This window comes from Streptomyces sp. NPDC053560, assembly GCF_044544605.1.
Taxonomy (GTDB): domain Bacteria; phylum Actinomycetota; class Actinomycetes; order Streptomycetales; family Streptomycetaceae; genus Streptomyces.
The window spans coordinates 245,102-265,728 of the sequence record NZ_JBITXI010000001.1 but is presented as its reverse complement, the minus strand read 5'-3'; the positions used below and the strand labels follow the sequence as shown (position 1 = coordinate 265,728).

The 20,627-nt window shown below is 72.2% G+C and carries 18 protein-coding genes and 1 pseudogene; 6 read left to right on the top strand and 13 right to left on the bottom strand.

The window, feature by feature from the left end:
- Positions 1–9 precede the first annotated feature (9 nt).
- The 8 genes from ACIGQF_RS01220 to ACIGQF_RS01185 form a co-directional block, all read right to left on the bottom strand.
- The gene (locus ACIGQF_RS01220; protein WP_399703828.1) at positions 10–666 is read right to left on the bottom strand and encodes an isochorismatase family protein; all 657 of its coding nucleotides are present in this window, start codon (positions 664–666) and stop codon (positions 10–12) included.
- Positions 663–1,340, bottom strand: a complete 678-nt coding sequence (locus ACIGQF_RS01215; protein WP_399703826.1) for an SRPBCC family protein — start codon at positions 1,338–1,340, stop codon at positions 663–665. The genes ACIGQF_RS01220 and ACIGQF_RS01215 overlap by 4 nt, the downstream gene beginning before the upstream one ends.
- Complete coding sequence (locus ACIGQF_RS01210) at positions 1,340–1,876, bottom strand: (2Fe-2S)-binding protein (RefSeq protein WP_399703823.1); 537 nt, start codon at positions 1,874–1,876, stop codon at positions 1,340–1,342. Before ACIGQF_RS01210 ends, ACIGQF_RS01215 begins: the two co-directional genes overlap by 1 nt.
- Positions 1,873–4,263, bottom strand: coding sequence for a xanthine dehydrogenase family protein molybdopterin-binding subunit (locus tag ACIGQF_RS01205; RefSeq protein ID WP_399703820.1), 2,391 nt, complete (start codon positions 4,261–4,263; stop codon positions 1,873–1,875). Before ACIGQF_RS01205 ends, ACIGQF_RS01210 begins: the two co-directional genes overlap by 4 nt.
- Positions 4,260–5,108 (bottom strand): FAD binding domain-containing protein, encoded by an 849-nt coding sequence (locus ACIGQF_RS01200; RefSeq protein ID WP_399703818.1) that lies wholly within the window; start codon positions 5,106–5,108, stop codon positions 4,260–4,262. Before ACIGQF_RS01200 ends, ACIGQF_RS01205 begins: the two co-directional genes overlap by 4 nt.
- A gap of 55 nt (positions 5,109–5,163) precedes the next feature.
- Positions 5,164–6,555 (bottom strand): MFS transporter, encoded by a 1,392-nt coding sequence (locus ACIGQF_RS01195; protein ID WP_399703816.1) that lies wholly within the window; start codon positions 6,553–6,555, stop codon positions 5,164–5,166.
- 54 nt (positions 6,556–6,609) lie between these two features.
- Complete coding sequence (locus ACIGQF_RS01190) at positions 6,610–7,878, bottom strand: FAD-dependent monooxygenase (protein WP_399703814.1); 1,269 nt, start codon at positions 7,876–7,878, stop codon at positions 6,610–6,612.
- A gap of 70 nt (positions 7,879–7,948) precedes the next feature.
- Positions 7,949–8,983 (bottom strand): hypothetical protein, encoded by a 1,035-nt coding sequence (locus ACIGQF_RS01185; RefSeq protein ID WP_399703811.1) that lies wholly within the window; start codon positions 8,981–8,983, stop codon positions 7,949–7,951.
- A 363-nt stretch (positions 8,984–9,346) separates the two neighbouring features.
- On the opposite strand from ACIGQF_RS01185, the gene ACIGQF_RS01180 reads away from it, so the two are divergent.
- Positions 9,347–9,751, top strand: coding sequence for an ArsR/SmtB family transcription factor (locus tag ACIGQF_RS01180; protein ID WP_399703808.1), 405 nt, complete (start codon positions 9,347–9,349; stop codon positions 9,749–9,751).
- Here the strand turns inward: ACIGQF_RS01180 and ACIGQF_RS01175 are convergent.
- Positions 9,708–10,556 (bottom strand): DUF4344 domain-containing metallopeptidase, encoded by an 849-nt coding sequence (locus tag ACIGQF_RS01175; RefSeq protein ID WP_399703806.1) that lies wholly within the window; start codon positions 10,554–10,556, stop codon positions 9,708–9,710. The two genes, ACIGQF_RS01180 and ACIGQF_RS01175, sit on opposite strands and share 44 nt — an antisense overlap.
- A gap of 194 nt (positions 10,557–10,750) precedes the next feature.
- Here ACIGQF_RS01175 and ACIGQF_RS01170 point away from each other — a divergent pair, with 194 nt between their 5' ends.
- Together ACIGQF_RS01170 and ACIGQF_RS01165 are read left to right on the top strand one after the other, a co-directional pair.
- Positions 10,751–11,431 (top strand): response regulator, encoded by a 681-nt coding sequence (locus ACIGQF_RS01170; protein ID WP_399703803.1) that lies wholly within the window; start codon positions 10,751–10,753, stop codon positions 11,429–11,431.
- The gene (locus ACIGQF_RS01165; RefSeq protein ID WP_399703800.1) at positions 11,428–12,627 is read left to right on the top strand and encodes a sensor histidine kinase; all 1,200 of its coding nucleotides are present in this window, start codon (positions 11,428–11,430) and stop codon (positions 12,625–12,627) included. Before ACIGQF_RS01170 ends, ACIGQF_RS01165 begins: the two co-directional genes overlap by 4 nt.
- 82 nt (positions 12,628–12,709) lie before the next feature.
- On the opposite strand, the gene ACIGQF_RS01160 is transcribed toward ACIGQF_RS01165, so the two are convergent.
- Both ACIGQF_RS01160 and ACIGQF_RS01155 read right to left on the bottom strand, forming a co-directional pair.
- A complete protein-coding gene (locus ACIGQF_RS01160; protein WP_399703797.1) occupies positions 12,710–14,074 on the bottom strand; it encodes an FAD-dependent oxidoreductase in 1,365 nt (454 codons plus the stop codon).
- A 279-nt stretch (positions 14,075–14,353) separates the two neighbouring features.
- Positions 14,354–15,088, bottom strand: coding sequence for a DUF305 domain-containing protein (locus ACIGQF_RS01155; RefSeq protein ID WP_399703794.1), 735 nt, complete (start codon positions 15,086–15,088; stop codon positions 14,354–14,356).
- A gap of 209 nt (positions 15,089–15,297) precedes the next feature.
- Here ACIGQF_RS01155 and ACIGQF_RS01150 point away from each other — a divergent pair, with 209 nt between their 5' ends.
- Complete coding sequence (locus ACIGQF_RS01150) at positions 15,298–16,773, top strand: LVIVD repeat-containing protein (RefSeq protein WP_399704742.1); 1,476 nt, start codon at positions 15,298–15,300, stop codon at positions 16,771–16,773.
- A 206-nt stretch (positions 16,774–16,979) separates the two neighbouring features.
- Here the strand turns inward: ACIGQF_RS01150 and ACIGQF_RS01145 are convergent.
- Positions 16,980–17,603: pseudogene (locus tag ACIGQF_RS01145) on the bottom strand (TetR/AcrR family transcriptional regulator); the annotation flags it as partial.
- Positions 17,604–18,026: 423 nt separating this feature from the next.
- Between ACIGQF_RS01145 and ACIGQF_RS01140 the strand changes: the two are divergent.
- Complete coding sequence (locus ACIGQF_RS01140) at positions 18,027–19,127, top strand: hypothetical protein (RefSeq protein WP_399703792.1); 1,101 nt, start codon at positions 18,027–18,029, stop codon at positions 19,125–19,127.
- 78 nt (positions 19,128–19,205) lie between these two features.
- Here ACIGQF_RS01140 and ACIGQF_RS01135 read toward each other — a convergent pair whose 3' ends face one another.
- The gene (locus ACIGQF_RS01135; RefSeq protein ID WP_399703790.1) at positions 19,206–19,415 is read right to left on the bottom strand and encodes a hypothetical protein; all 210 of its coding nucleotides are present in this window, start codon (positions 19,413–19,415) and stop codon (positions 19,206–19,208) included.
- A gap of 266 nt (positions 19,416–19,681) precedes the next feature.
- On the opposite strand from ACIGQF_RS01135, the gene ACIGQF_RS01130 reads away from it, so the two are divergent.
- A complete protein-coding gene (locus ACIGQF_RS01130; protein WP_399703787.1) occupies positions 19,682–20,626 on the top strand; it encodes an SMI1/KNR4 family protein in 945 nt (314 codons plus the stop codon).
- Position 20,627: the final 1 nt, after the last annotated feature.

The following is a 20,627-nucleotide window of genomic DNA, read 5'->3' as shown; positions in this document are numbered from 1 at the left end:
CAGATCTCCTCAGGTACGGGGGAGTCGGTCGAGGTAGGCGAGGGCGTCCGCGAGGCCGATCACATCGCCGTACTTCGCCTGGATGTCGAAGAGGTTCGCCTCGTGCGGGCCGGGCGCGCGGTCGCCCACGCACTCCCGCGGCACGAGCACCGGGAAGCCGGACTGCACCGCGTCCACCGCGGTGGCCCGCACGCAGCCGCTCGTCGTCGCGCCGCACACCACGACGGTGTCGCAGCCCAGCGCGGTCAGCGTCGCCGCGAGCGAGGTGCCGAAGAACGCCGAGGCGCCCTTCTTGACGATCAGATGGTCCTCGGGCCGGCGCGGCAGCCGGGGATCGACGGCCACCGCCTCGCCGCCCGCGCGCAGCGTCCGCATGCCCTGCGCCTTCTGGAGCCAGGTGACGGAGTCACCGGCGGCCTCGGCGGGCGTGTAGGCGATGGCCGTGAACACCACCGGCACCCCTGCCGGGCGCGCCGCTTCGATCAGCCGCCCCGTCGCCCCGACCACGTCCGTCAGATCGGCTCCGGACGGGAAGGTGTCCTCGGTGAAGCCACGGGTGAGGTCGACCACGACGACGGCAGGGCGGCTGCCGCGGCGTACGGGGGCGCCGAATCCGGCGCGCTCGTAGGTGCGGTCGGTGGTCTCCCCGTACCGGCCCGCGCTCATGCCCGCCTCACGGCCTTCAGCTCGCGGCGCAGCCCGGCCATGCGCCCGAGCAGCCAGCCCTCGAACAGGCCGAAGGCGAAGGCGGCGGCCACCGGGCCGTACTTCGTCAGTGCCGGACCGGCGATCATCGACAGTCCGTCGAGCTCGGGGGCGGCCGGTGTCGCGGCCGTCGCAGCGGCCGGTGCGGTCGCCGCCGCCGGGCCCGCCGCCGGTTCCGCCGCCGGCACCCGCTGCTGGTCCAGCAGGCTGCCCAGGTTCCGCGCGAACTGCTGGAGGATCCGGTCCGAGACCGCGCCGATCGCCCCCTTCCCGAACTGCGCGATCTTCCCCCGGATCACCAGGTCGGTCTCCAGCCGCAGCTGCGCGCCCTCCGGCGCCTCCGCCACCACCAGCGTCACCTCGGCCTCGGCGTCACCGCTGCCGTGCGCGTCGGCACCGCGCGCCCGCACCCGCAGCCGCCGCTCCCCGGCATCGGCCTCCAGGAACCGTACGGTCCCCGCGTACGCCGCCGTCACCGGGCCGACCCGGACCGTCACCCGGCCCTGCCAGGCATCGCCGTCCTGCCCGTCGAGCGCCGCGCCCGGCATGCACGACGCCACCCGCTCGACATCGTTGAGCAGCGCGAACAACCGGTCCGGCGGGGCCTTCACGGGGACCGTGTGGGTCAGCAGCATCAGTTCTCCTTCCCGGCGAGCCGGCGGGCCGCCGCGCAGCCGTCGATGGCCTCGACGATGGTCTGGTAGCCGGTGCACCGGCACAGGTTGGCCGCGACCACCTCGCGGATCTCCTCCTTCGTCGCCTCCGGCCGCTCGGCGAGGAACCCCTCGGCGAGCATCAGGAAGCCGGGCGTGCAGAACCCGCACTGCAGTCCGTGGTGCGCGCTGAACGCCTGCTGCAGGTCGCTGAGTTCACGCCCGCCCTCGCCGCCGGACAGCGACTCGACCGTACGGATCCGGGCCCCCTCCGCCTGCGCCGCGAACATCAGGCAGGCGCGTACCGGCCGGTCGTCGACCAGCACCGTGCAGGCACCGCAGATGCCGTGCTCGCACCCCACGTGGGTGCCGGTCAGCCGCAGGTCGTGCCGGAGCACGTCGACGAGGGTGCGGCGGGACTCGGCGAGCACCTCGTGCTCCTCGCCGTTGACGTGCAGCGTCATCAGCTGCAGACCGGCCGCCGGGTCGGTGACGGGCTGGGTGACGGGGTCGGTCATCGGGCGCGCTCCAGGGTCGGCTGCCGCCGCAGTGCGTCGTGCACCGCCGCCGGCGTGATCGGCGTGTGGTCCAGTTCGACGCCGGTGGGGCGCAGGGCGTCGTTGACGGCGTTCAGCACGGCGGCGGGCGCGCCGATCGTGCCGCCCTCGCCGGCGCCCTTCGCGCCGGTCCCGGTGAACGCGCACGGCGTCTCCAGGTGGTGGATCGCCACGTCCGGGATCTCGTGCGCGGTGGGCACCTTGTAGTCCATGAAGCCGGTCGCCGACGGCTCGCCCTGCGCGTCGTACGTCACCTGCTCGAAGAGCGCGCCCGCGATGCCCTGCGCGATACCGCCCCGGCACTGGCCCTCCACCACCTGCGGGTTGACCGCCACGCCGCAGTCCTCGACGCACACGTACCGCAGGATCTCCACCTGCCCGGTGCCCTCGTGCAGCTCCACCACGCAGGCGTGGGTGGCGTTGGAGAACGTGCCGTCGTTGAAGACGTCGAACGCGGCGGTGGCCGACAGCCCCGGCGTGACGTCCTTCGGCAGCAGGTGCGCCTTGAGGTACGCGATCTCCGCCAGCTGCTCGTACGGGAGCGACACGCCGGGCTCGTCGCGGCGCCGCACCCCTCCGGTCCCGCACTCCGTGTCCTCCGGGGCGACGCCCCAGCGGGCCGCGGCGATCCGGCGGAGCTTGGTGCCCAGCCCGGCCGCCGCCAGCCGGACGGCGCTGCCGCCGACCGCGATGGACCGGCTGGCGAAGGTGCCCCAGCCGTAGACGACCCGGTCGGTGTCGCCCTGGTGCAGCTTCACTTTCGCCAGCTCCAGGCCCAGCTCGTCGGCGACGATCTGCGCCATGGTCGTCTCATGGCTCTGGCCGTGGCTCACCGTGCCGGTGGTGACCGTGACCGCGCCGCTGGTGTCCATCCGCACCTCGGCGAGGTCGAAGCCGGGCACCACCTCCATCTTGCGCTGCGCGAAGGCGGTGGAGCCGTAGCCGGTGCGCTCGCTGAAGCAGGAGTAGCCGATGCCGAGCAGGCGTCCCTCGGCGGCGGCCGCCGCCTGCTTCTCGTACCAGCCCTCAGCGCGTACGGTCCGCTCGCACAGGTCCAGCGCCTCCCGGTAGGACCCCGGGTCGTAGGTGATGCCGTTGACGCCCGTGTACGGGAAGTCGGTGATGACGTTGCGGCGGCGGATCTCGACCGGGTCCAGGCCGAGTTCGCGCGCCGCGCGCTCGAAGAGCCGCTCGACGACCATCACGTACTGCGGCCGGCTCACGCCCCGGTACGGCGCGGTCGGCGCCTTGTTGGTGGTCACGGCACGGCCGCGCACCCGGTACGCGGGTACCCGGTACACGCCGGGCATCTCCGCCGACGCCATCAGCGGCTCGATGCCCGCGGTGAACGGATAGCAGGAGTAGGCGCCCATGTCGCACACCACATCGGCGTCCAGCCCCAGGACATGCCCCTCGGCGTCGAACGCGGCCCGCACGTCGTAGTGCTGCTCGCGGGCGAGGAACGACGCGGTCAGCGCGTCCTTGCGGTCCTCGATCCACTTGACCGGCCGGCGCAGCCGCACCGCCGCGGCAGCCGCGGCGATCTCCTCCCGGCCCACGACGCACTTCAGCCCGAAGCCGCCGCCCATGTCCGGCACTCGCACCCGCACTGCCCGCTCGTCCAGGCCCAGGCAGCGCGCGGCCACCGTCCGCACCTGGTGCGGCACCTGTGTACAGGTCTCCAGTACGAGCTGTTCCTCGCGGTCGTCCCAGTGCGCCACCGTGCCGCGGGTCTCCAGCGGCAGCGCGTTCTGCCGTCCGGTCCGGGAATCCACCCGGACCACGCACGCCGCCTGCGCGAAGACCTCGTCGATGCCCTCCGTGGCGAAGAGCGAGACGTCGACGAGGGTGTTGCGCGGCGCGTCGTCGTGGAGCAGCGGCGCGCCGTCCGCGAGCGCCTGCTCCTCGCAGGTCACCGGCGGCAGCGGCGCATAGCTCACCCGGGCCGCCTCCAGGCCGTCCTCGGCCGCGTACGCGTCCCGGGCCACCACGACCGCCAGCGGCTCGCCGACGTACCGGACGCGGTCCTTGGCCAGGACGGGCATGGCCGTGGGCACGAACTCGGTGAGCGGGCGGTCCAGCCGTGCGGTGATGTCCCCGAGGCCCAAGTCCGCAGCGGTGAACGCCGCCACCACACCCGGCACTTGACGCACCGCGCTCAGGTCGACGCCCGTCACCTCGGCGTGCGCGATCGTGCTGCGGACGAACTGCGCGTGCAGCATGCCCGGCAGCTCGATGTCGTCCACGAACCGGCCGCGCCCGGTCAGCAGCCGCGGATCCTCGCGGCGGGCGACCGACCGGCCCACCAGCCGGCCCTCCGATGCGGATGTCTGCGATACGGATGTCACAGGGCCATCGCCTCCTCACAGGCGCGCCGGACCAACGTACGGATGAGATGACGGCGGTACTCCGGGCCGCCGGCGGCGTCGCCCGGCGGATCGCTCGCCTCGGCCGCCGCTGCCGCGCACTCGGCGAATGTGCCCCCGCCGGCCAGCACGGCCTCCGCCTCGGGAACCCGTACCGGCGCCGGGGCCACCCCGCCCAGCGCCACCCGTCCGCCGTGCACCGCGCCGCCCGCCACGTCGAGGTCGACGGCGGCCGCCACGAGCGCGAAGTCACCGCGGCGCTCGGCGAATTCGGTGAGCGCGGCGTGCGGTGCCGGGCGCGGGAAGACGATCTCGACGAGGAGTTCGTCGGGGTCCAGCGCGGAGGTGTAGTACCCGAAGAAGAAGTCCTCGGCGCGGATCCGGCGGCTGCCGCGCGGCCCCTCCGCCACGATCTCGGCGCCGAGCGCGACGGCCAGCAGGCACCATTCCGCGGTGGCGTCGGCGTGCGCGAGGCTGCCGCCGACCGTGCCGCGGGTCCGGATCGGCAGATGCCCGATCCAGCCCATGGCCCGGCGCAGCACCCCGAAGCCCGGTTCCAGCACGTCCGGTGGCGCGGTCTCCACGGTGTGGTGCGTGGTCAGCGCCCCGATGCGCAGCGCGCCGTCGGCGTCGGTGTGCAGATGGTCGAGGGTCCGCAGGCCGCCGATGTCGACCAGGTGGGCCGGCCGGGCCAGCCGGTAGTTCATCATCGCGACCAGACTCTGGCCGCCGGCGATGACCTTCGCCTCGTCGCCGAGCTCGCTCAGCAGCCGGGTGGCGTCCTCGGCGCTGCGGGCCCGGTGGTAGCGGAAGGGGGCGGGCTTCATGATCCTCCTTGTCGGGTACGGGCGGGCGGCGTGCGCGCGGACGGCGGGCGGTCCGCTAGAGCGCGGTCCGCGGGGCGGCCTCCGGTACGCCCTGGGCTTCCGGGTCGGTGCCGTCCAGCTCCGCGCCCTTGGTCTCGGGGGCCGCGACCGCCGTCCAGAGGACGGCGAGCAGCACCGCCACGGCGAGCACCGCGAAGGTCAGCGGCAGTCCGATCAGCGGCCACAGCACCGAGCCGAACAGCAGCGGCGCGAACCCGGTGAGCACCCGGCTGACCGAGGAGGCCCAGCCGAACCCGCTGGCCCGCAGCCGTGTCGGGTACAGCTCCGCGACGTACGCGTACATCGCGGGGATGGCCAGCTGCATCAGGAAGCCGAAGACGCCGATGGCCACGAGCGAGCCGGCCGGCAGGTGCAGCACCAGCGCGAAGACCACCAGCGCGAGGGCTGCGACCGGCGCCGACACGCCGATCAGCCACTTGCGGCCGACCAGGTCCACCAGCGCGGTGGAGACCAGTACGCCCACGATGCCCACGCCGCTCATCAGCGTGGTGTTCATGAACGCGGCCGTGTCGCCGAGCCCCTGCTCCTTCAGGATGGACGGCAGCCAGCTCAGCGCCGCGTAGTAGACGAGCATGACGGTGGCGAAGAGCAGCCAGGCGGCCGAGGTGATCCGCGGGCTGAACGACCAGATCCTGGCCAGCTGTTCGGCGGCGGCGCGCGGCCCCCGGGTCCGCTCCACCGCCACCGGCGCCGGGATCACGTACGGCTCGACGGGCGCCCCGGTGCGGGCCACCAGGTCGTCGATGACCGCACGGGCCTCCGCCTCACGGCCCTGCCGGGTGAGGTACACCGGCGACTCGGGCACTCCGCGGCGCACCCAGAAGAGCAGCAGCGCCGGCACGCTCATCGTGGCGAGCATCCACCGCCAGTTGCCGTCCAGCGGGAGCAGGGCCGTGGACACCAGGCCGCACAGCGTCACACCCACCGGCCACCACGCGTCCAGCGCGGTGAGCACCCGGCCCCGGTACTTCTTCGGCGAGAACTCGCCGACCAGCGCGTAGTCCACGGGAATGCAGCCGCCGAGCCCGATCCCGGCGAGGAAGCGCAGCGCGAGGAAGACCGGGTAGGCCGGGGCGAACGCGCCGAGCACCGAGAACACCGCGAAGATCAGCAGGGTGACGCTGAAGGCCTTCTTGCGGCCGATGCGGTCCGCGATGGCGCCCCAGACCACCGCACCCAGGGCCATGCCGACCAGATTGGCCGTCGCGACCAGGCCGCGGGCGCCGAGCGAGAGGTCGAAGTGGGCGCCCACCAGCGGCATCAGGAAGCCGTTGAGCGCGATGTCGTACGCGTCGAAGAGATAGCCGAGACCGCCGATGAGGAAGATCCGGCCCTGGACGCCCCATTTCCACGGGAGGTCCTGGACGATCCGGTCGCCTGTCTTCATGTCGCTCCTGAGTCCGGGGCGGGGTGCCGGTGCGGTGGGTGAGCGGAAGAACTGTCAGCGGGCGAACGGGTAGGAGAAGGCGACGGAGTCGGGGTCGTGCAGCGGGGTGCCGCGCCACAGCCACTCGTAGGACAGATCGGACTCGCCGTCGAACCGCTTGAGCGTCTCGTCCCGCGCGGACTGCTCGGGGCCGTCGGGGAAGTGGTAGAAGGTCTTGTTCTGGAGCGAGGCGTCCTGCACCATCCCGGCGTGCTTGGCCCGCCGGTCGACGTAGCGGCGCAGCGCCGCCTCCACCTCACCGCCGTTGACCGCGCCCAGCTCCTCCGCCAGCACCGCCGCGTCCTCCATCGCCTGCGAGGCGCCCTGCGCCTGGTAGGGGAGCATGGCGTGGCAGGCGTCGCCCAGCAGTGTCACGCGGCCGTCCATCCAGACCGGGTCCCGGCGCCGGTGGTACAGCGCGAAGCAGCTGACGTCGTCCTTGGCCTTGGAGAGCATCGCGGGTACCCGGTCGTCCCAGCCGGGGAACGCGTTCACCAAGTCCTGCGGTGTGGAGGCGACGGTCCACTTCTCGGCGACCTCGTCCGTGCAGGGCACGCACGCGACGACGTTCAGGAACTCCCCGCGGCGGATCATGTAGTGGACCAGGTGCCGGCCGGGGCCGTACCAGATGGTGCTCTGGTACCGGTCGACCAGCCAGCGGGTCGCGGGGTCGGCGGCGATGAGGTCGCCGGGGATCAGCGCCCGGAACGCCATCTCCCCGGAGAACTCCAGCGTGTCCGGGGCGCCGATCACATCACGGACCCTGCTGCGGATGCCGTCGGCGCCGATCAGTACGTCGCCGGGGTAGCGCCGCCCGTCGTCGGTGACGGCCACCGGCCGCGCCGGGTCGGAGCGGTCCACCTCCGCGACCCGGCTGGAGGTGTGGATCCGGACCACCGGGCCCGGCCCGGCCGGGTCGAGGCAGGCGTCCATGAGCACGCGGTGCAGGTCGGCGCGGTGGTAGTGCCAGTACGGGGCGTTGTACCGGTCCTTGCAGTGCTGGCCCAGTGAGGTGAGGCCGACCACGCGGCCGTCCTGCCAGCGCCGCCTGACCTGGTCCAGCGGCTCGGTATGGATGGCCTCCAGCTGCCGGCGCAGCCCGAGCCCGAGCAGTACCCGGCTGGCGTTCGGCGCGGTCTGGATGCCCGCGCCGACCTCGCCGAGCTGCGGTGCCTGTTCCAGGACGGTGACCCGCAGGCCCCGTTGGCGCAGCGCCAGCGCGGCGGTCATGCCGCCGAGGCCGCCGCCGGCGAGGGTGACTTCGTAGGACTGACTGGGCGCCATTGTTCCTCCAGGGAGTGGTGAGGCAAGGCGTTGCCGGGATACGGGGTCCGCGGGGCCGCGGCCGGGCCCGTCAGCCGTCGTCGGTGAGCCTGCCGTCCACGACGACGTCGGTGCCGTCGACCGAGACGGTGCAGCCGCGCATCGCGATGTCCAGGTGCGCGTAGGACTCGCGGCCGAGGACCGGGTGCGGTCCGGTGGACCACAGGAAGTTCCCCGCGAAGGCCCGCGCGTCCATGCCCATCAGCTCGTCCTTGCCGTACATCGCGGTGGCGAACCAGTCGGCGGTGCGCATCAGGCCCCACCCCATGTGGGACAGGCTGCGTCCCCACTTGTCGTCGAAGTCGTCGAAGAAGGTGTTCAGCAGGTCGGCCTCGGCCCCGCCGCTGATCCTGTCGATGTGCCCGCCGGCGACGTCGAGGGTGACCGGCTCGCGCACGTACTCCTTGAACGGCAGCAGGATGTCGCCCTTGTCGAGCACGATCCGTCCGTCGGAGATCTCCGGCCAGCACAGCACCATCGTGCTCGGCCAGTGGTCCCAGCGCCCGGGGTCGTCCGCGAAACCGCACTGGAACTCCGGCTCGGAGCCGGTGAGCCGTACGGTCAGGTCCGTACCCGCGGCCGAGGTGACCCGCATGACGGACGATCGCTTCAGCAGGTCGACACCGGCCAGAACCGCGTCCTTGTCCGCCTCCTTGGGCAGGTTGCGGATGAGGACCTCGGGGGCGTCGCAGACGAAGATGATGCGCGTCCCGGCCTTGAGGATCTCCTGCTGCACGGGCGCGTGGATGAACCCCTCACGGGTCAGGTCGACGACCAGGTCGGCGGATTTCAGCAGCTCCTGGGCGGTGGTGTCGTTCAGCACCGACGTCAGTCCGGGGCCTGCGCCGGTGTGCGTGCTGGGCAGCGGCGCCGGGGTGCCGCCGGGCACGGTGGCCGCGATGACATGGGCGCCGCAGGCCTTTGCCGCGCCGAAGGCGGCCGCCACGTAGTCGCCGCGGCTGCCCGGCTCGGCGAGGACCACGACGTGCTCGTCGTTGCGGAGCTTGCACAGACGGAGTTCGCGGGTGAAGGCGTCGAGGAGATCGACGGAAGAGAGGTCGAACACGGAATCCTCCAAGGGCGTACGGGTGTGGCTCGTGGAGTTCGTCGTGAGGTGCGGCGACAGCGCCGCCCGGGGCCGCGGCGGGCATGCGTCATGAGCCCGCCGTACATGCTCTGATCTGCGGAGACGTGCCTTCCTTGCGCGCTCCGACAGAGATAATCCGAACACGTACTATCTTGGCTTGGCAAGGGGGCCGGCGCGAGTTCACCCGGTAATCGCGCGCCGGAGCGGCACGGCGAAGCGCCGCACCCGGAAGGGGTGCGGCGCCTTAAGGGCGTCCTTGGCGGTCCGGCCGGTGGAGAACTACGATGGTTCTCGTACATCGGGAACGCACCGTCCGGGAGCGCCGACCGACAGGAGCCGTCCATGCCGCCCGCCGCCACCTCCACACCCGCCGAGGGCGGCCCGCGCGTGCTCGCCCACCCGAGCCGCGACGCCATCCGGCTGGAGAACGTGCTGCACGCGCTCGCCGACCCCGTACGGCTCGGCATCGTGCGGGTCCTGGCCGATGCCGAAGGGGAGTGCTCCTGCTCGGTCTTCGACGCGCCCGTCAGCAAGTCCACGCTCACCCACCACTTCCGGGTGCTGCGCGAGCACGGTGTGATCACCCAGATCTACCGCGGCACGGCCAAGATGAACGCACTGCGCCGGGACGATCTGGCGGAGCTCTTCCCCGGCCTCCTGGACACCGTGCTGGCAGCGGCCCGGCGGCAGGCCGCGGCCGGCCTCAGCGCAGATGCGGCCGCAGCAGGTGCGACCAGCCCGTCCTGAGGTCCTGGTACTCCTCCCGTGAGTACTCCGAGCGGCTCCGCGTGAGGTGCTTGCCGTCGACCAGCGCGGCCCATCGCTTCGGGGCGGCGCCGTAGAGGTAGGAGCGGTAGTTCGCGGCGCGCGCGGCGCTGGGGGAGTGCTCGTCGGAGAAGTCGACGTGGCCCGCCTCCTGACGCGCGTACAGGTCGTAGTTCTCCGCCGCGGCGAGCAGCGACCGCTGCCCCTTGGCGCCCTGCGGGATGAGGTTGTACGCGGCGAACTGGTCGGCCGCGTCCTCCTCGTGCCCCGTGAAAGGCAGCCGCAGCTTGTCGATCAGCGCGTGCGCCGACTCGTGGTACAGCGTCTCGGACACCACGCCCGCCGTCCGCTCGCCGACCCTGCCGTACCGGGCGTCCTTGAACATGTCCCGGACCTCCGCCACGAACTCGTAGCAGACGTCGATCCGGCCCTTCTCCGGGTCGTACGCGATGTCGCTGTTGCCGCACGAGCGGCCCGTCATCCGGATCTTCGCGGGGATGTCCAGCCTGCCGTTGAGCTTGCCCGAGACCCGCTCCAGCAGGCGGTTCCGCTGGAGGAAGGCCCGCTCGTCCGCGTCGCCGCGGCCGGGCTTCAGATACTGCGGCACCAGACCGCGGGCGGGCGCGGCGGCGTGCCCGGCGGCGGCCCGGCCGGAGTCGGCCCAGCCGGGCGCGGCGGCGACCAGCGTGGCCGAGAGGCCCGTCAGTGCCGTGGTGGTCAGTACGGTCCGGCGGAGCGCCCCGCTCCGCCGGGACCGCGCCTTGGGAGCGGCGTGCTTTCCTGTCATGCCCGCCACCCTCGCCGCCCCCGGCCCGCCGGCGGATCCCCCGCCGGACTTCGGCACGCCCCGCCGACCGGCGGGGGCGGACACCGCCGATCTCCTCTTCAGGTGCCGCTCCGACGCCCCTTACCTGCCGTAACCTCGATCGCGGAGAGCGCCGCCGGAGCCGGCGGCGGACAGCGCCGGAACGAGGAGCACGGGTGATTCGGGTCGTGGTCGTGGACGACGAGGAGCTGGTCCGCTCCGGGCTGCGGCTGATCCTCGGCTCGGCGCCGGACATCGACGTGGTCGCCGACTGCGGCGGCGGCGAGGCGCGCGCCACCCTGCTGGCCTACCGCCCGGACGTGCTGCTGCTGGACATCCGCATGCCGGACGTGGACGGGCTGACCATCCTGCGCGGGCTGCGCGACCTGCCGGACCCGCCGAAGACCGCCATGCTCACCACCTTCGACGGCGAGGAGTACCTCGGCGCCGCGCTGCACGAGGGCGCGGCCGGCTTCCTCCTGAAGGACACCGCACCGGAACAACTGGTGCACGCGGTACGGGTCCTGGCCGACGGCGGCCGGGTGCTCGCACCCGGCGTCACCCCGGCCGTCATCGGCGGCTACCTCGGCGGCAAGCCGGACGCCGCCGCGGCCCGCAGCGTCGGCGGCCTCACCGACCGCGAGCGGCAGGTGCTCGCGCTGGTCGGCGAGGGCCTGTCCAACGGCGAGATCGCGCTCCGCCTCCACCTGGCACACGGCACCGTCAAGGACCACGTCAGCGCGCTGCTGGCGAAGCTCGGCGGCCTCAACCGCGTCCAGGCAGCGGTGATCGCGGACCGCGCCGGCCTGGTGGGCCCTGTGGAGCGGGACAGGGCGTACGGGGACGCGCGGCCGTGACCGACGGCGCGACCGTCGTCGCCCGGATCCGCCGGCACGCCGTACCCGCACGCGCCCTCCTGACGCAGGTGCTTCCCGTGGCCCTCGGCCTGCTGGACGCCTTCCTCGTCAACGGTACGGAGCCGGGCCTGCCGCTGTGGCTCTCGCTCGCGTCGGCCCTCGTCCTGCTCGTCCGGCACCGCTGCCCCGAGGCCGCCCTCGTGGTGTCGCTGCTGGGCATGTACATCGGGTACATCTGGTTCGCCCCGATGATCGCGCTCTGCACGCTCGCCGCGCGCCGCGCCAGTACCACCGTCGTGGTCGCGGGCGCCCTGGCCCTGGCCCTCGCGCACTACCTCCCGTACCCGCTCGGCGACTGGACCCCCGCCGACGGCCGCCAGAGCGTCCTGGACGTGCTGGACTCGTGCGTCCTCGGCGCCGGCGCCGCCGTGTTCGGCCGCTGGGCCCGGATGCGCAGCCAGCTGCGTGACCGCGTCCGGGACCTCACCGAGAGCCGCCACCGCGAGGCGGAGCTGCGGGCCGAACGGGCGGTGACCACCGAGCGGGCCCGGCTGGCCCGCGAGATGCACGACGTCGTCGCCCACCAGGTGAGCCTGATCAGCCTGCAGGCCGGCGCGCTCCAGGTGACCTGCCGGGACGACGCCTCGCGGGAGCGCGCCGGCACGGTGCGCGACCTCGCCGTGAAGACCCTCGAAGAGCTGCGCCACATGGTCGGGGCGCTGCGCTCCGGCGGCGGCACGGGCGCCGGACTGGCTCCGCAGCCCCGGCTCGCCGACCTGCCCCGGCTGGCCGCGCAGAGCGGCCTGCCGGTCGCCCTCGACCTCGACGGCGTGCTCGGCGACGCCCCGGGGACGCACGCGCGCACCTGGCCGGAAGCGGTCGAACGCGCCGCTTACCGCACCGTCCAGGAAGCGCTCACCAACGTCCGCAAGCACGCGCCCGGTGCCGAGGTCCGGGTCACGGCGGAGGTACGGGACCCCGGCACGGCAGGGGAGCAGCTGACCGTGGACGTACGCAACGGACCCGCCGCACCGGCCGCCGCCCCCGAGGAGCCCGGCCACCCGCTCCCCGAGGGCGGCCACGGCCTGCTGGGACTGCGGGAACGCGCACTGCTCCTCGGCGGCACGTTCGCTGCCCACCCGACGGGCGACGGCGGCTTCCTGGTCAGCGCGGGCTTCCCTACGGGGCGGGGGTAGCGGGGCCCTCGTGGATCGGTCACCCCTGGATCGGTCATGGATTGGCCACCCATGGAGAGTGGTCACTTGTACGGGGCAGTCCTCACCGTCCCGCTCGTGCCGCCTCCAACAGCCCCTCCCAGTCCGGGATCTTCACCGTCGTACGGCCCAGCTCCTGGCCCAGGGCCGCCTCCGCCGCCTCGATGCCCAGCCACCCCGGCCACGGCACCGGCCGCTGCCCCGCCCGCCGCAGCGCCGCCACCGGGTCGTCCGGCAGCTCACGCCCGGCCAGCCCCGGGGCGTCTTCCAGCAGCGCGCCGACGGTTTGCTTCGCGCACGGCCGGTTCGTGCCGATCACGCCCGTCGGCCCGCGCTTGATCCACCCGGCGACGTACTCACCCGGGCACGGTGTGCCGTCCCGCAGCACCCGCCCCTCGACGTTCGGCACCGTCCCCGTCGCCGTGTCGAACGGCAGCCCCGGCTGCGCCACGCCCCGGTACCCCACCGAGCGCAGCACCAGCCTCGCGTCGATGTCCTCGTACCGCCCCGTGCCGCGCACCCCGCCCTGCCCGTCCGGCGCCGTCCGCTCGAACCGCACGGCACGCACCCCGCCCGCCGGGTCACCGATCAGCTCGGCGGGGCGCAAGTAGAACCGCAGGTGGATGCGGCGCCGTGGGCCGCCCGGCGGGGGAACGGGCCGCTGCGACCACTCACGCAGCACATCGACGTTGCGGCGCACGACTGCCGGGAGCGCACCCGGGTCGGCGCTGCACGCCGGGTCCATCGCCAGCTCGTCCGGGCGTACCACCACATCGGCGCCGGGCAGAACGCCCAGCTCCCGCAGCTCCTTCGTGGTGAACTTCGCCTGGGTGGGGCCGCGCCGCCCCACCATCCAGACGTCGCGCACACCGCTCCCGGCGAGCGTTTCGAGGGCGGGCTGCGGCACGTCCGTCGGCACCAGGTCACCGGCCGCGCGGGCCAGGATCCGCGCGACGTCGACGGCGACGTTGCCCATGCCGATCACCACGGCGGACTGCCCGCCGAGCGCGAACGCGCCGGCCGCCGCCGCGTCCGGGTGCGCGCTGTACCAGGCCACGAACTCCGTGGCGGAGCGGCTGCCCGGCAGCTCCTCGCCGGGGACGCCGAGCCGCCGGTCGGTGGCGGCGCCCACGCAGTAGACCACCGCGTGGAAGATGCGGCGCAGCTCGGCGTGGTCGAGCCCGCCCGTGCCGACGTCCACGTGGCCGAGGAAATGGACACGCGGGTGCTCCAGCACGGTCCGGAGCGTGCCCTGCAAGGTCTTGATCTTCTCGTGGTCGGGTGCCACGCCGTACCGGACGAGGCCGTACGGGCATGGCAACCGGTCCAGGACGTACACCTCGACGTCCGGTACGGCTTGCTGCTGGACGAGAGCCTGAGCGGTGTAGACCCCGCTCGGTCCCGATCCGATCACTGCGACACGAAGCACTGGGAGGCCCCTTCCGCGGGATACCTCCAGGATCGCACCGTCGCACGGGGTAGGGGAGGCCACCGCGCGGTTGCGCCCCCTGGAGTGGCGCAAAACCCCACGAGAACGCACCGAAACACGTGCCTTGCCCCGGCCCACCCGCCGCAGAGGAGGCCGGACACCGGTCCCGGCCTCGAACGGCCCGCGCACAGCGGCGCCCGTGCTGAGCGGCTCGCGTGGCGCCGGCTCACCGACCGCCACGGCGACCGCACCCTGGTCCGATGAGCGCAGCAAACAGATCTAAGGCGTCAGCTTCCGCATGCGGTCGATCTCCGCCGTCTGCTGGGCGATGACGTCGGTGGCCATCTCTTCCACCCGGACGTTGTTGCCGTCGGAGAGGGCTTCCGTCGCCATGGTCACCGCGCCCTGGTGGTGGGTGATCATCAGCGTCAGGAACAGCTCGTCGAAGCCCTTGCCGCGGGCCGCGCGCAGGTTGTCGAGCTGGGCCTCCGTCGCCATGCCCGGCATCGCGGCGGAGTGCTCACCACCGTGCTCATCGGAACGCTCACCGTGGTCCCCGTGCTCCCCGTGCTCACTGCCTTGATCCCCGTGTCCGCCGTGACCCTGCTGCTCGCGTGGGCCGCCGTGGCTGGTCAGCCAGCCCTTCATCGCGTCGATCTCGGGCCGCTGCGCCGCGTCGATCCGGTCGGCGAGCCGCTGCACGGACGCCGCCCCGGCGTGTTTCCTCGCCAGCGCGGTCATCACCAGGGCCTGCCGGTGATGCTCGATCATCATCTGTACGTATGCGAAGTCGGCGGAGTTCGGGGAGTCATCGTCCGTCTCCTTGCGTGCCTCGTCGGCGGAGAGGGTGCGCGCCGGTTCGCCGGGCTTCCCGGGAGCGATGACCCGCTGCCCGGCGTCACCGGCAGCCGCGTCCGTCGCACCGCCACCGCCCGCCGAACATCCGCCGGTCCCGAGCACTGCGGCGGTTGCGGCCGCGACGATTGCGAGGGCGACTCTCCTGGAACGCTTCACGGTGGAACTCCTGTTCTCGGCCGGACCGTTCACTGATCTCGCAGGTCATATGTGACATCTTCTTTACGGCCTATTGAGATGTACATGAGCAGCGCGATACTACCCAGGGTCAACTCCGGGGCCAGAACAACCGTTCCCACCCCGAATGGACTCCAAGGGAGGACGCTGTGACGTCGTCGACGCACAGACCCACCGTACGAAGACCACTTCTGCCACGCCCCCTCGGCCGCCGCGGTCACCTCCGCGCGGCCGTCGCCGCGTGCGGCCTGCTCGCCTCGCTGTTCGCGGCCGGACCGGCCGCCGCCACCCCGGACCCGGGTGACACCCCGTCCGTGCAACGGGAAGTGAGCAGCGGCCAGCGGGCCGACACCAAGGAGGCCATCAAGGACGGTGAGATACCCGGCGTGGACGAGGTCGTCCACAGCGACAACGTTCGGCACCTTGCCAATCTCCCCAAGACCGCGCTGAAGAGCACCAATTCGGACCTGGCCTTCCAGGGGAAGTACGCGTTCGCCGGCAACTACGACGGCTTCGTGATCTACGACATCTCCCGGCCCAGCCGGCCCCGTACCGTGAGCCAGGTCCTCTGCCCCGGCTCGCAGAACGACGTCTCCGTCTCCGGTGACCTGCTCTTCCTCTCCACCGACTCCTCGCGCAGCGACGACTCCTGCAGCAGTACCACGCAGCCCGCGACCGAGAAGTCCTCCTGGGAGGGCATGAAGGTCTTCGACATCAGCGACAAGAAGAACCCGAAGTACGTCGCCGCCGTCGAGACCGCCTGCGGCTCGCACACCCACACCCTGGCCCCGGACCGCAAGAACGTGTACGTCTACGTCTCCTCGTACTCGCCCAGCGAGGCGTTCCCCGACTGCCGGCCGCCGCACGACGGCATCTCCGTCATCAAGGTGCCGCGTTCCGCGCCCGAGCAGGCCGCGGTCATCGACTTCCCCGTGCTCTTCCCGGACGGCGGCAACCCCGGCGGCTCGACCAACCCCGGCGTCTCCCGGACCACCGGCTGCCACGACCTCACCACCTTCCCGAAGCTGAAGCTGGCGGCGGGCGCGTGCATGGGTGACGGCATCCTCCTCGACATCAAGAACCCGGCCGCGCCCAAGGTCATCGACCGCGTCCAGGACAACGTGAACTTCGCCTTCTGGCACTCCGCCACGTTCAACGAGAGCGGCAAGAAGGTCGTGTTCACCGACGAGCTGGGCGGCGGAGGTGCCGCCACCTGCAACGAGAAGACCGGCCCGAACCGCGGCGCGGACGGCATCTACGACATCACCGGCAAGGGCGACCACCGCAAGCTGGTCTTCCGCAGCTACTACAAGATCCCGCGCCACCAGGCCGACACCGAGAACTGCGTCGCGCACAACGGCTCGCTCATCCCGGCCAAGGGCCGCGACATCATGGTCCAGGCGTGGTACCAGGGCGGCGTGTCGATCTGGGACTTCACCGACTCCGCCGAGCCCAAGGAGATCGGCTACTTCGAGCGTGGTCCGCTCTCCGCCGACACCCTCGTCGGCGGCGGCTCCTGGTCCGCGTACTACTACAACGGCCACATCTACTCCAACGACATGGCCAAGGGCTTCGACGTCCTGAAGATCGACGACCGCCGCACGGACAGCGCGCGCTCGGTCCACCTGTCCGAACTGAACGTCCAGACCCAGCCCGACTACCGCTGACCGGCGGTCTCCGACTACCGCTGACCAGCGGGTAGTTCGGTCTCCGGCGGCCGCCCGGACCCCGGCGGCCGCCCGGACCCCGGCGGCCGCCCCGGCCCCGGCGTCGCTCCCGACGCCTGTGCCACGATCGACGGCGGGCCCGCAGGCAACAGCGGGCCCGCCCCGGAACCCGCCTCCGTCGGCACCACGCCCCCCATCGTCGGCACCACGCCCTCCATCGGCACCACACCCTCGGGCGGCGCCCCGAGCCGCCAGTCCAGCCCGTACCGCTGGAACAGCTCGCCGCGCAGCCGGCTGACCGGCATCGGCGCGCCCGGCAGCAGTACGGCGACCACCGCACCCATCAGCAGCGCGCGCAGCAGCGGATAGTCGGTGTCCGGATCGGCCGACCCGTAACGGATGACCGTGTCGCGCAGCAGCTGCGCGAGCCGCTGCTGCTCGGGGCACTGGATGAAGCCCTCGGCGGTCAGGATGCCCGCCATGTGCGTCCGCATCAGCGTGGGCCGATCCTGGGCCAGCCCCAGGATCGCGTCGATCGCCCGCGCGAGCAGCTCCCGCCCCGCGTCCGGCCCGTCCGGATACGGTTCCCGGGTCAGCCCGGCCTCCAGCGACAGATGCATCAGCCGGTGCACGGCGGACTGCAGCAACTGCCGCTTGCCCGGGAAGTAGTACGAGATCAGACCACGTGCCGACCCGGCCCGGTCCGCGATGGCCCCCAGCGTCGTCGCCTCGTACCCCCGCTCGCCCACCAGCTCGACAGTCGCCTGCAGCAGCCGCTCCCGGGAACGCCGCCGCAATTCTTCGTTGACCGATGCGCTGCGGGGGGACATTCTGTAACTCCTGCGTTGACTGGCTCCGGGCCAGTATACTCAGTCCGTCTCCGGACGCCGACTCCACCCGGAGCGGTATCCGGTCAAGCTGCCTGCTTCGGGCGACGCGGGGGATCGCCCGAAGCAGGCTTTCGCACCGTGCAGAGCTCAGGTCGCGGGTGTGGCCAACTCTGCCCCCCTCTTGCGGTATCGGTCGAGCGGAAAATCGGGCGCCGGGCTGATGGCCGGGCGGCCGGCCGCAGGCTGGGGAACGGTGACCTCTGCCGCGAGGCCTCTCGACCACGGTCGCGTACGGTGGGAAAGCCGCGACCGTTCGCGGCCCGGTGGTGTCAACCCCCGGCGGTCGGCCAGAGTTCGGGCGGAATAAGCCCTGCCGAGATTGTCTTGTTCATGACAAAGGCGTGTGCGTGATCTCCTCGCGGCATGAGAACAGCCGGAAGCATCAGGATCACCGTCGCTGCCATGGCCGCCTCGGCTCTACTGGGTGCCCTCGGCAGCACCGCACAGGCCGCCGGGCCCGGTGCCGGCGAGGGCAGCCGCCTTCCCGGAGTACAGATCGACCGTGAGACCGCGAAGCCCAGTACGGTGCGCGCCTACTGGACACCCGAGCGCAGAGCCCAGGCCATGGCCCACCCCGCCGACGGAGGAAGCGCCCATGCGCCAGCCGCGCGGCAGCAGAGAACCCCGGCCGGCGGCGCCGACCTGCCCGACGTGTCCATGTCCGCCGGCCCGACGCTCCCGAAGGGCGCCAGGAGCGCGGACCAGAAGGCGCGGCCGGCCGCCGACGCCCCCGAGCTGTCCCGGTCGCTGCGCACGCCGTTCCCGCACCGCTGGCCGTGGCGGCAGACCGGACTCCTCCTGTTCCAGCAGGCCAACGGCAAGCCCGCACAGTGCACGGCGTCCGTCATCACGCACGAGAACCGCTCCACGCTGTGGACTGCCGCGCACTGCCTCTACGACAAGAAGAGCGGCGGCTGGACCAAGAACAGCATCTTCCTGCCCGGCTCCCAGGGCGGTGACGACCCGTACGGCGGGTGGGTGAAGGACTACTCCGTCGTCCCCCAGCAGTGGATCGACGAACCGGACTACCGCTACGCGGACATGGGCGCCATGGTCGTCAAGAAGGACGCGCGGCGAGGCTACCTTCAGGACGAGGTCGGCGCCTACGGGTACGAGTTCCGCTCCAACTCCCCGGACAACGACCTCGTCTTCTCCCTCGGCTACCCCGGCCGCGGTTACAACCGGCCGGACAGTGACTTCAGCGGCGAGGACCAGATGTACTGCGCCGGCGACACCGTGGACGCCTCCGAGTGGAACCCGCTGGACGAGCGGCTCCGGATGGACTGCGACATGGGTGGCGGCGCTTCCGGCGGCCCGATGGTGAAGAACCTGGTCAGCACGCCGCAGATCGTCGGCACCAACAGCCATCGCAACGTGGACCCGGACGGCACCTACACGGACAACCACCTGTACTCCTCCGAACACGGTGCGCAGGCGGTCTCCGTGTACCAGGCCGTCGAGTAACCGCCTTCCCGGCCCGGGGAACTGAAGTGACCCCGGGAAGTTGAAGTGGTCCGGGGAGCTTGAGCAGAGAGCGCGCCTCTACTTGAACTCCCTGGGTCCGTCGTTGCGCAGGATCTCCCGAAGTTCCTTCTCCGTCATCCAGGACTCCCGCTCGGCGTGCGTCGGCCGCTTCACCACCGCCCCGCCGCCCCCATGAGGACCGTGAAAGCTGGCGAGGGCCGCGATCCCGGCGGACGCGGCCAAGGCTCCTGCGAGGAGCCGCCGCGTGCCCGGCTTCCAGTGGCGCATCGCATCTCCTGTGAGTCGGGTGTGTCCAGGATGCCGTCTCCCGGCGGCGCTCGTGAAGGGCCGTCCGTCAGTCCGGCGGCGTGACGACGAGGTCGGCCGGTTTCAGCCCCGCAAGGCCTGAGTCGAGTGGGCGGACATTGACCGCGATGTGCCGCCGGCCCCATGCGGTCAGGGAGCCGCCACGGGGGGGGGCTGCCGCCCTGCTTATGGCAATCTGACGACCTCGCCACCGATCGGGTGCGGAATGGCTGGAGGGGGCCGGGGCTATGGCTGTTGAGGTGTCTGAGGATGTGCGGGAGCAGTGCACGCGGTTGGGGGCGGGTGTTGCGTACGCGCTGAAGGTGCTGTGCGGCCGGCTGGCGGAGGATCCGTTGTTGGGCACTCCGGGGTGGGAGCCGTCGATGTATGTGGTCCACGTCGATGGCGAGACTTTCGACGACTGCCCGGGGCTGGACGTTCATTACGCCTACGGGCTGCCGGGGCTGGATGAGGGCACGGTGCAGGTACGCAGGGTGGACGTGCTGACCAGCATGCCCGCGCGGACGGCAGAGCCCGAGTGTGCCGGCCGGAAGGAGGGGCCGCTTGAGGATGCGGTGCAGGTGCGGCAGGTGACCGAGGCCTGGCGGCGGATCGAGGCCTGGCTTCGCCGGCACGCCCCCACCACGCATGCCGCGCTCAAGCCCGGTGCGTCGGAGAGCGAGGTGGCCGAGTTGGAGGAGGCGCTCGGGGCTCGGGTCCCGGTGTCGTTGCGGGCGCTGTGGCGGCTGTGCGCGGGGAGTCTCGATGTTCGCGGGGCGGGGCTGTTTCCGGAGCATGGCTGGGCCTTGATGGACCTCGATGCAGTGGCGAGGTCGTACCAGGGGCATATCGACAGCCAGCGCCGGCAGGTGCAGCGGTTCGGTGAGGGTGAGGAAGAGGGGATGCCTTTGTGGCAGCCGTCCTGGTTTCCCTTCTGTTCGTGGAGCGTCACGGATCTGAGCCATGGCAGGTTCGTGGACGGCGAGACGGGCGAAACCGGGGGATGGGGCGAGACAGCTGTGCGCACGGTCGAGGACAAGTCGCTGACCATGTTCCTGGAGGAGACGGCCGACAGGCTGGAGTATCCGAAGCTGTTCCCGGGCTACAGGCCGGGGCTGATCGACGGCATGCTGGTGTGGGGCCCACCTGAGAGCCCGGACGAGAGGGCCTTGTGGGAGTCCTGGAACGGCTGAA